The organism is Kitasatospora sp. NPDC088742, assembly GCF_055584905.1.
The window spans coordinates 1-9,408 of the sequence record NZ_JBVJLD010000093.1 but is presented as its reverse complement, the minus strand read 5'-3'; the positions used below and the strand labels follow the sequence as shown (position 1 = coordinate 9,408).

The following is a 9,408-nucleotide window of genomic DNA, read 5'->3' as shown; positions in this document are numbered from 1 at the left end:
CGAACCGCTGCTGCGCCTGAACGTCGAGGCCAAGGACGAGCCGACCATGACCCAGATCCGCGACACCGTCCTGGGCATCGTCCGCGCCTGACACCACCAGCGCCAGCCCCGGCCGGTAAGGTTGCCACCGGCCGGGGCACCGCTGTACCGGCGCCGTACCCCACCGCATCCAGGAGCCTGACACCCCATGAGCAACCTGCCGTCCTTCCTGCTGGAGATCCTGGTCTGCCCGGAGTGCCACTCGGCCCTTGAGGAGCAGACCCAGGGCGAGGCGCACGAGCTGCGCTGCACCGGTAAGACCTGCGGCCTGGTCTACCCGGTCCGCGACGGCATCCCGGTGCTCCTGGTGGACGAGGCCCGCCGCCCCTCCTGACGCCCCGTCAGTCCCGCCCGGCGCCGCCCGGGCACCCCTGCGCCCGCTCCCGGGCGCACCCCGTACCTCCCGACCGACCCCACCGTCCGTCCAGCGCGAGGCCGGAGGCCAGCCGCATGATCGACGACGTCCTGCTCGACGACCCGGCCGCCCTCCAGCGCGCCGACCGCGACCACGCGCTGCTCGCGCTGGCCGGCGCCGGGGCCCGGGTCCGCAACGCCCTGCGACTGGCCGACGAGGCCGGGATCGCGGTGCTGCGCCCCGACGGCCGCCCGCGCTCCCTGCTGGTGGCCGGCTACGGCAGCGCCCTCGCCGTCGGCCCGGCGCTGGCCGCGCTCGCGGTCGAGTCCACCCAGGTGCTCCCGCTCCCGCCGGTCGACGCCGAGCCCGCCCCGCGCGACCGGACCGTGGCCGCTCCGCCGTTCACCGCCGGCCTGCGCTGGCAGCTGCCCGGCTGGGTCGGCCCGCTCGACCTGCTGGTGATCGCCTCCGCCGACGGCCGCGAGGAGGGCCTGGTCGGCCTGGCCGAGCAGGCGTACGCGCGCGGCTGCACGGTGGTGGTGATCGCCCCGTCGGAGAGCCCGCTGACCGAGGCCGCCCGCCAGGTCCGCGGCCTGCCGCTGCCGTACGTGCCGACCACCGTCGAGGATGACCACGAGGCCGAGGAGCCCGACCTGCCCGCCCTCGACCCGGGCGCGCTCTGGGCCATGCTGCTCCCGCTGCTGGCCCTCACCGAGAAGCTCGGCGTCACCCAGCTCCCGGCCGGCTCGCTCCAGGGCGTCGCCGACCGGCTGGACGAGGTGGCCGTTCGCTGCCGCCCGGACGCCGCCGCGTACAGCAATCCGGCCAAGGACCTGGCCGCCCAACTCTCCGGCACCGTCCCGCTGCTGTGGACCGACGGCCCGGTGGCCGCCGCCGTGGCCGGGCGGTTCGCCGCCATGCTGGCCGACCGGGCCGGGCGCCCCGCGCTGCCCGGGGCGCTGCCGCAGGTGCTCACCGCCCACCGGGGCATGTTCGTCGGCCAGTTCGGCTCCGGGGCCGACCCCGACGACTTCTTCCGCGACCGGGTCGAGGAGCAGGACCCGCTGCTGCTCCAGGTGCTGCTGCTCCGTCAGACCCCGGGACGCGCCGCCGATCCGGCCGAGGAGGAGGAGAACGGCTTCGCCGAGCCCAGCCACCCGGTCCGCCGCGCCCACCGCCTGGCCGAGTCGCACGGCGTCCGCTTCACCGAGTACCGCACCGTGCTCGCCGACCCGCTGCACGCCCTCGCCGAACTGACCGCCCTCACCGACTTCGCCGCCGTCTACCTCGGCCTCGCCGCCACCCAGCAGTGAACGCGACGCGCCCGCCCACCTGCTGACCGCGCCTCAGCTCCCCCGCCCGATCGGGATACTGTGTGCGCTCGACAGAGCTGAGCGTCGGCCGGTGCAGGGGTACCGGCCCAGTCGGAGGGACCCCATCCCAGCATGAGCACCGAAGGCGGTACGAAGGCCCTGGTCGCGGCACTGTCCGCGAACCTGGCGATCGCGGTGAGCAAGTTCACCGCCTTCGCCTTCACCGGCTCCTCCTCGATGCTGGCCGAGGGCGTGCACTCCGTCGCCGACTCCGGCAACCAGGTGCTGCTGCTGGTCGGCAGCAAGCGGGCGGCGCGCGAGGCGGACGAGGAACACCCCTTCGGCTACGGCCGCGAGCGGTACATCTACGCCTTCGTGGTCTCCATCGTGCTGTTCGCGGTCGGTGGCCTGTTCGCCGTCTACGAGGGCGTGTCGAAGATCCGCCACCCGCACGAGCTGGACGGCTGGTACTGGGCCGTCGGCGTGCTGGTCTTCGCGATCGCCGCGGAGAGCTGGTCCTTCTACACCGCGATCAGCGAGGGCAAGAAGTCCAAGGGCGCGCTCGGCTGGATCGAGTACATCCGCCGGGCCAAGGCCCCGGAGCTGCCGGTGGTGCTGCTGGAGGACTTCGGCGCGCTGATCGGCCTGGTGCTCGCCCTGTTCGGCGTCGGGCTCACCGTGATCACCGGTGACGGCGTCTGGGACGGCATCGGCACCCTCTCCATCGGCGTGCTGCTGATCGCGATCGCCGTGGTGCTGGCCCTGGAGACCCGCTCGCTGCTGATCGGCGAGTCCGCCGACAAGACCGAGGTCGCCAAGATCCGCGCCGCCCTGGTGGACCACGATTCGGTCACCCGCATCATCCACATGCGCACCCTGCACCTCGGCCCCGAGGAACTGCTGGTCGCGGCCAAGATCGGCGTCAACGCCGAGGACAGCGCCGCCCAGGTGGCACAGGCCATCGACCTGGCCGAGGCCCGGGTCCGCAAGGCCGTCCCGATCGCCCGCGTCATCTACCTCGAGCCGGACATCTACTCCGCCGAGAAGGAGGCCGCCGGCCCCGACCGCGAGGCCACCCCGGGCGGCCCGTCGCACTGACGCACCGTCAGCACCGCGTCCCGGGAACGGCCGAATCCGCTCGAACGAATCCCGTGCGATCACTCCGCCGGTGTAGATTCGTCAGCAGAGCCAAATCGTCGCTGCTGATGGCGGTCGATCGGCGCCACCGGCAGAGCCGGGCGGTCCGGTCGAGGGAGAGAGGTCCTCCGACGGATTGTGCCGAAGCAGCGGAGCCCCGTGTCCCGTCGGGCGCCCCGCCGCTCAGCACACCCGTAAACGACCCGCACCCGCGAGGAGCACGCAGACATGTCCGACTTCAAGGTCGCCGACCTCTCCCTGGCCCCGTTCGGCCGCAAGGAGATCCAGCTCGCCGAGCACGAGATGCCCGGTCTGATGTCGATCCGCCGGGAGTACGCCGCCACGCAGCCGCTGGCCGGCGCCCGCATCACCGGCTCGCTGCACATGACCGTGCAGACCGCCGTGCTGATCGAGACCCTCACCGCCCTCGGTGCCGAGGTCCGCTGGTGCTCCTGCAACATCTTCTCCACCCAGGACCACGCGGCCGCCGCCATCGCGGTCGGCCCGAACGGCACCGCCGAGGACCCGCAGGGCGTCCCGGTCTTCGCCTGGAAGGGCGAGACGCTGGAGGAGTACTGGTGGTGCACCGAGCAGGCGCTCACCTGGCCGAACGGCCAGACCCCGAACATGATCCTGGACGACGGCGGTGACGCCACCCTCCTGATCCACAAGGGCGTCGAGTTCGAGAAGGCCGGCGAGGCCCCGGACCCGTCCACCGCGGACAACGAGGAGTACCGCCTGATCCTCGAGGTGCTCAACCGCACCCTCAAGGACGCCCCCTCCAAGTGGACCGAGATGGCGGCCACCATCAAGGGCGTCACCGAGGAGACCACCACCGGCGTGCACCGCCTGTACGAGATGCACCGCGACGGCAAGCTGCTGTTCCCGGCCATCAACGTCAACGACGCCGTCACCAAGTCGAAGTTCGACAACAAGTACGGCTGCCGCCACTCCCTGATCGACGGCATCAACCGCGCCACCGACGTCCTGATCGGCGGCAAGGTCGCGGTCGTCGCCGGCTACGGCGACGTCGGCAAGGGCTGCGCCGAGTCGCTCCGCGGCCAGGGCGCCCGGGTCATCGTCACCGAGATCGACCCGATCTGCGCCCTCCAGGCCGCGATGGACGGCTACCAGGTCACCACCCTGGAGGAGGTCGTCTCGATCGCCGACATCTTCATCACCACCACGGGCAACAAGGACATCATCCTTGCCAAGCACATGGAGCAGATGAAGCACCAGGCGATCGTCGGCAACATCGGCCACTTCGACAACGAGATCGACATCGCCGGTCTCTCGAAGCTCCCCGGCATCGTGAAGACCGAGGTCAAGCCGCAGGTCCACGAGTGGCGTTTCGCGGACGGCCACACCATCATCATGCTGTCCGAGGGCCGTCTGCTGAACCTCGGCAACGCGACCGGCCACCCGTCCTTCGTGATGTCGAACTCCTTCGCGAACCAGACCATCGCGCAGATCGAGCTCTTCACCAAGACCTCGCAGTACCCGGTCGGCGTCTACGTCCTGCCCAAGCACCTGGACGAGAAGGTCGCCCGCCTCCACCTCGACGCCCTCGGCGTCAAGCTCACCACCCTCACCTCCGAGCAGGCCGACTACATCGGCGTCCCGGTCGAGGGCCCGTACAAGCCGGAGCAGTACCGCTACTGATCCCGCGTCAGCGCTGAACGGCCGTGCGGCCGGTGCCCCCGTGGCACCGGCCGCACGGGCGTATCCGCTATCGGAAGCTGCGGTCCGCCTCGATCCCGCCCAGCACCGTCCGGGAGTACGCCCGGTCCGCGTCGGACGGCTCCATGACCCCCGCGACGGCGGCGCAGACCACGTACTCCCCCTCCACCCGGCACTCGGCGTTGTACGGCAGGATCGGACCGCTGGGCACGTCGTCCCGCGAACCCGGGACCACCGGTGACGGGCTCGGCCGCGGCAGGCTCCGCCGTACCTCCACCCACATCACCCGTCCGCCGACCTCGGCCTTCACGCCCAGCGACCAGGTCCCCGCGTAGAGGCCCGAATACCGGGTCAGCTCCGCGTCGAGGGGCCGGACCGGGCCGCCGACCTCGCCGAAGCGCACCGGCAGCGGGACCTCCGCCGCCCCGAAGACCACGCCCGAGGCGACCTTCAGCACCGTCCGCTCCGACTCCGGCGTGTCCGGTAGGTTCTCCGCGGTCAGCTCGGCCCACCGCCCGCCCGGTACCTGCCAGCGGATCAGGTAGGTCCGCTCCGTCGAACCGGTGAAGCTCTCCAGGTGGAGCCAGGACGCCGGACGGCCGTTCACCTTCGGGGCGTCCCGCACCTCCAGCGGCACGCCGGAGTGGCTCCCGAGCCGGTCCCCCGGTGCGGACCCCTCTGGGGTCAGCAGCACCGAGTAGGTCGGGCGCGGGTTCTCGCCCATCGTGGCCGTCGCGACCGCCCGGCCGCCCTCGACCCGGAACCCGCGGTTCCCCGTCGCGTCGTCCGGCAGCCAGCCGAACCGCACGTCCGAGACCAGCGAGCCCGGCCGCACGGTCGGGCTGACCGCCGGCAGCGGAGCCCCGTCGCCCCCGCCGCGCAGCCCGCTCCCCAGCAGACCGGCCACCACCAGGACCGCCGCCCCCGCCGCCGCCCCGGCCACCCGCCGACGCCGCAGCCGCCTGCGCCCCACCGTCCGGGCCAGGTCCACGTTCACCACCGTCTCCGGGGCCGGCGCCTCCGCCAGCTCCGCCAGCCGCGTAGCCAACTGCTCCTCACCGCTCATCACGCCACTCCTCCCGGTGCACCGAAGGGGCCGGCCCCGAGCGTCCGCCTCAGCGCGTCGAGTCCGCGCGAGGTCTGGCTCTTGACGTTTCCGGCCGAACACCCGAGCTCATCCGCGGTCTGGTCCACCGTCAGGTCGCAGTAGTAGCGCAGCACCACCGCGGCCCGCTGCCTGGGCGGCAGCGCGGCCAGGGCCCGCCGCAGGTCCAACGAGGCGTCAGGATCCCCGCCCGCCGGCCAGGCTCCCTCCGGCACCGCCCCGCTCCGCGAGGTCCGCCTCCACCACGCCGTGCGCTGCTCGGCCAGGAAGGTGTTCACCAGCACCGTCCGGGCGTAGCCGTCCAGGTTCTCGGCCCGCTGGGCCTTCGCCCAGTGCACGTACAGCTTGGTGATGCTCTCCTGCACCAGATCGTCCGCCCGGTGCCAGTCCGCACAGAGCAGGTATGCCACCTTGCGCAGCCACCCCGACCTCGAAGCCACGTACTCGGTGAACCCGGCGTCGCGCGACTGCGCCGCCATCGCCCCACCTCTTCCCGTCCGACGGTGCCCGTCGCACCGTCAACCCCCTGATGCGGCCGGGCTCCGGAAAGGTTGCACGTAGGCTTCCCCCATGCCGAACGGCCGCTACTCACTCACCGACCCGCACGACGGCACCCCGCTCGGCGAGGAACGCTTCAGCTGCGCCCCCGGCCCGGCCGGCTGGCGCTACGTCTCCAAGACCTACGCCCCCGAGGGTGCCGTGCTCCGCACCGCGGACCTCACCCTCGACTCCCGCAACCGCCCGCTCCGCCTCGAACTCCGCTCCGGCGGCTGGCAGGTCCGCGGCGGCGCGCTCGACGGCGTCAGCTGGGTCCGCACCGCCGCCGACGGCTCCGGCACCGACGCCGCCGAGGGCCACGACCGGGCCCACACCTTCGCCGGATCCTCCCCGGCCTTCCTGATCGCCACCGCCCGGCTGCTCCGCCTGGAGCCCGGGGCCTCGGCCCGCCTGCGCCTGGTCTCGTTCACCGACCCGGTCCTGGCCCCCCGCACCTTCGACCAGGGCTGGCTCCTCGAAGCCGTCGACACCCACCTCACCGACACCGGCCCCCTCCGGGTCGAGCGCTACCAGGTGGCCGACCTGGAGACCGGCGAACAGCAGGTCGTCCACCTGGCCGGCGACGTCGTCCTGGACGCCCCGGGCATCGACCTCGAAGAGCTCGAGTCCCCGCCCAACCAGTGGCCCACCGAGTACACGCCCTAGGCGGGCGGAGCGAACCCATCCTCAGCCGCAGGACCCGCCTGCACCTGTGCCTGCACGGGCGCCTGCACCGGGGGCGCGGCGGGCGCCGGAGCCACCGGGGGAGGAGCGACCGGGGCCTCGTACCGCCGAGCCCGCTCCAACGGCTGCCGCACCGGCTGCCCGCCCTGCACCGGCTGCCAGCCCTGCGCCTGCTGCCCGTGCTGCGCCGGCGGGTGCTGCACCACCGGCTGCCCGTACTGCGCCTGCGCGGCCGTCGACCGCTCCCAGTCCCGGCGCTGACGCTCCACCAGCACCGCCCCGAGGTACTGCGCCGGATGCACGCCCTGCGGCGCCGCCTGCCCGGTGTACGCCACCAGGTCCCCGGCCAGCCGCTGCGCCATCCCGAAGCCAACCGCCGGGTCCAACTGCCCGATCCGGCTCAGGTACTGACGGATCGCCAGCCAGAGCGGGTCCGGCACCGCCGACAGGTCGAGCGAGACCAGCCCGCTGCCGATCCCCGCCAGCAGCTCCGGCGGCACCGGCGGCAGCGCGTCCCGTCCCCCGCCCGCACCCGGCACCCGCTCCCGGACCACCAGCGTCCCCGCGAACACGTCGCCGAGCCGACGCCCCTCCGGCGAGACCATCGAGCAGATCAGCGCCGGCACCCCCATCAGCATCGGCAGCTCGACGAACCCGACCAGCCCGCGCACCAGCGAGTGCCGGAACCGCACCGGCCCGCCGTCCGTCCGCACCACCCGCAGCCCGAGCGCCAGCTTCCCCAGCGAGCGCCCCCGGGAGAGCGTCTCCACCAGCACCGGCAGGATCACCAGGCAGAACACCATGAGCCCGAGCCCGATCGCGGCACCGGCCGCGTCGTCCACCTCACTGACCATGAACGCCGACGCGAACAGCAGCGCGATCATCAGCAGCAACTGGGCGAACAGGTCCAGCCCGATCGCCAGCATCCGGCTCGGCAGCTTGGCGGACCGCAGCCCGAGCACCACCGCCTCGCCCGTGACCAGTTCGCTCACTGCCGTCCCCCGCCCGTTCCCACTGCCGCTCCGCCAACAGTCCGCCAACATACGGCCCGCCGGAACCCACAGGAAGGGCGGCCCACCCCTCTGGCATGCTGAGCCCCGACCCGCCCGACCACCCGCCGCCCAGCAGGAGAGCCTCCCCATGGACCTGGACGTCTTCGTCGCCGCCCACCAGGCGGAGTGGCACCGGCTGGAGGCCCTGAGCAAGCGCCGCCGCCTCACCGGAGAAGAGGCCGACGAACTCGTCACCCTCTACCAGCGCGCCACCAGCCACCTGGCCCAGGTCCAGTCCACCGCCCCCGACCCCACCCTGGTCGGCCGCCTCACCACCCTGGTGGCCCGCGCCCGCAGCGCCGTCACCGGCCGCCGCTCCTCCTCCTGGCGCGACGCCGGCCGGTACTTCGCCGTCAGCTTCCCGGCCGCCCTGTACCGGTCCCGCCGCTGGTGGATACCGATCGCGGTCCTCTCGATCCTGCTCTCCGCCCTGATCGCCTGGTGGGTCTCCACCCACCCCGAGGTCCGCGACTCGATCATCGCCCCCGAGGGCCTGCACGAGATGACCAAGGAGGGCGGCCAGTACGAGACCTACTACTCCGACCACCCCGCCACCTCCTTCGCCGCCCAGGTGTGGACCAACAACGCCTGGATCGCCGCCCAGTGCCTGATCTTCGGCGTCCTGCTCGGCCTCCCGGTCCTCTGGGTCCTGGCCAGCAACGTGATGAACCTCGGCATCGCCCTCGGCCTGATGTCCTCCGCCGGCCGCCTCGACTTCTTCCTAGGCCTCCTCCTCCCGCACGGCCTCCTCGAACTGACCGCCGTCTTCGTCGCCGCCGGCCTGGGCCTGCGCCTCGGCTGGACCGTCATCGACCCCGGCCCCCGCCCCCGCCTCACCGCCCTGGCCGAGGAGGGCCGCGCCGTCATCGGCATGGCCGTCGGCCTCACCGTCGTCCTGTTCATCAGCGGCCTGCTCGAAGCCTTCATCACCCCGTCCCCCCTCCCCACCTGGGCCCGCATCACCATCGGCGCCGTCGCCGAGGTCCTCTTCCTCCTCTACGCCCTCGTCCTCGGCCGCCGAGCCGCAGCCACCGGCGAGTCCGGCGACCTCGAAGCGACCGACCGCGAGGACCGTCACCCGGTCGCCGCGTGACCGGCGCGGCGCCTGCCGGTGGTCAGGAGTGACCCCTCTGACCTGGTAGTCTCATGATCAGCGCACAAAAACCGTTGACTCGGTCGGAGTACGCGAGTAGGTTTGAACGGTTGAGAGCGACTGGACAAAGGTCGCGGTCAGACGTTAACGTCTACGACAACGCCAAGACGAAGCGGTGAGCGCCGAAAGGTGCCCGTTCGAATCGGCGAATCCCTCCCAGCGGGAATTCAGAACGAATGAAGCCGGTAAAACGGCCGAAAATGGTCTGATAGGCTGGGAAACACGAAAGAACGAAGCGCCCGGAGGGCCCGCTGGAAAGCGGCCTGAAGGAAGTGACCGTTCCTTGAGAACTCAACAGCGTGCCAAAAGTCAACGCCAGATATGTTGACATCCCCGGCCTCACCGTTTGGTGG

10 protein-coding genes are annotated in these 9,408 nt (G+C 72.3%); 6 read left to right on the top strand and 4 right to left on the bottom strand.

All coding sequences use genetic code 11. The features are described 5' to 3' along the window. Window positions 1-187 precede the first annotated feature (187 nt). From ACZ6ZR_RS38045 to ahcY, 4 genes are all read left to right on the top strand, one after another. Window positions 188-373, top strand: a complete 186-nt coding sequence (locus tag ACZ6ZR_RS38045) for a Trm112 family protein (RefSeq protein ID WP_465650534.1) — start codon at window positions 188-190, stop codon at window positions 371-373. Window positions 374-489: 116 nt separating this feature from the next. Beyond that, complete coding sequence (locus tag ACZ6ZR_RS38040) at window positions 490-1,707, top strand: SIS domain-containing protein (RefSeq protein ID WP_465650532.1); 1,218 nt, start codon at window positions 490-492, stop codon at window positions 1,705-1,707. Between the two features lie 132 nt (window positions 1,708-1,839). Beyond that, on the top strand, window positions 1,840-2,805 hold the full coding sequence (locus tag ACZ6ZR_RS38035) for a cation diffusion facilitator family transporter (RefSeq protein ID WP_465650530.1): 966 nt from the start codon (window positions 1,840-1,842) through the stop codon (window positions 2,803-2,805). A gap of 267 nt (window positions 2,806-3,072) precedes the next feature. Further along, on the top strand, window positions 3,073-4,506 hold the full coding sequence (gene ahcY / locus ACZ6ZR_RS38030) for an adenosylhomocysteinase (protein WP_465650528.1): 1,434 nt from the start codon (window positions 3,073-3,075) through the stop codon (window positions 4,504-4,506). Window positions 4,507-4,573: 67 nt separating this feature from the next. Here ahcY and ACZ6ZR_RS38025 read toward each other — a convergent pair whose 3' ends face one another. Together ACZ6ZR_RS38025 and ACZ6ZR_RS38020 are read right to left on the bottom strand one after the other, a co-directional pair. Then, window positions 4,574-5,590, bottom strand: a complete 1,017-nt coding sequence (locus ACZ6ZR_RS38025; protein ID WP_465650526.1) for a hypothetical protein — start codon at window positions 5,588-5,590, stop codon at window positions 4,574-4,576. Next, window positions 5,590-6,108, bottom strand: a complete 519-nt coding sequence (locus ACZ6ZR_RS38020; protein ID WP_465650524.1) for a SigE family RNA polymerase sigma factor — start codon at window positions 6,106-6,108, stop codon at window positions 5,590-5,592. Before ACZ6ZR_RS38020 ends, ACZ6ZR_RS38025 begins: the two co-directional genes overlap by 1 nt. A 91-nt stretch (window positions 6,109-6,199) precedes the next feature. Here ACZ6ZR_RS38020 and ACZ6ZR_RS38015 point away from each other — a divergent pair, with 91 nt between their 5' ends. Further along, entirely contained in the window at window positions 6,200-6,832 is a 633-nt protein-coding gene (locus tag ACZ6ZR_RS38015; protein WP_465650522.1) for a hypothetical protein, read from the top strand. Here ACZ6ZR_RS38015 and ACZ6ZR_RS38010 read toward each other — a convergent pair. Further along, window positions 6,829-7,842: an RDD family protein gene (locus ACZ6ZR_RS38010; protein ID WP_465650520.1), complete on the bottom strand. Its 1,014-nt coding sequence runs from the start codon at window positions 7,840-7,842 to the stop codon at window positions 6,829-6,831. The genes ACZ6ZR_RS38015 and ACZ6ZR_RS38010 overlap by 4 nt on opposite strands. 148 nt (window positions 7,843-7,990) lie before the next feature. Between ACZ6ZR_RS38010 and ACZ6ZR_RS38005 the strand changes: the two genes are divergently transcribed. Then, window positions 7,991-8,995, top strand: a complete 1,005-nt coding sequence (locus ACZ6ZR_RS38005) for a stage II sporulation protein M (RefSeq protein WP_465650518.1) — start codon at window positions 7,991-7,993, stop codon at window positions 8,993-8,995. Window positions 8,996-9,146: 151 nt separating this feature from the next. On the opposite strand, the gene ACZ6ZR_RS38000 is transcribed toward ACZ6ZR_RS38005, so the two are convergent. Continuing rightward, window positions 9,147-9,408, bottom strand: a 262-nt coding sequence (locus ACZ6ZR_RS38000; protein WP_465650516.1) for a hypothetical protein, incomplete at its 5' end; no start/stop codon positions are given.

Bases quoted from the DNA above. Each gene is read 5' to 3' on its own strand.
- ACZ6ZR_RS38005 (WP_465650518.1), top strand. From the start codon at position 7,991: ATGGACCTGGACGTCTTCGTCGCCGCCCACCAGGCGGAGTGGCACCGG.
- ACZ6ZR_RS38045 (WP_465650534.1), top strand. From the start codon at position 188: ATGAGCAACCTGCCGTCCTTCCTGCTGGAGATCCTGGTCTGCCCGGAG.
- ACZ6ZR_RS38025 (WP_465650526.1), bottom strand. From the start codon at position 5,590: ATGAGCGGTGAGGAGCAGTTGGCTACGCGGCTGGCGGAGCTGGCGGAG.
- ACZ6ZR_RS38035 (WP_465650530.1), top strand. From the start codon at position 1,840: ATGAGCACCGAAGGCGGTACGAAGGCCCTGGTCGCGGCACTGTCCGCG.
- ahcY (WP_465650528.1), top strand. From the start codon at position 3,073: ATGTCCGACTTCAAGGTCGCCGACCTCTCCCTGGCCCCGTTCGGCCGC.
- ACZ6ZR_RS38040 (WP_465650532.1), top strand. From the start codon at position 490: ATGATCGACGACGTCCTGCTCGACGACCCGGCCGCCCTCCAGCGCGCC.
- ACZ6ZR_RS38020 (WP_465650524.1), bottom strand. From the start codon at position 6,108: ATGGCGGCGCAGTCGCGCGACGCCGGGTTCACCGAGTACGTGGCTTCG.
- ACZ6ZR_RS38015 (WP_465650522.1), top strand. From the start codon at position 6,200: ATGCCGAACGGCCGCTACTCACTCACCGACCCGCACGACGGCACCCCG.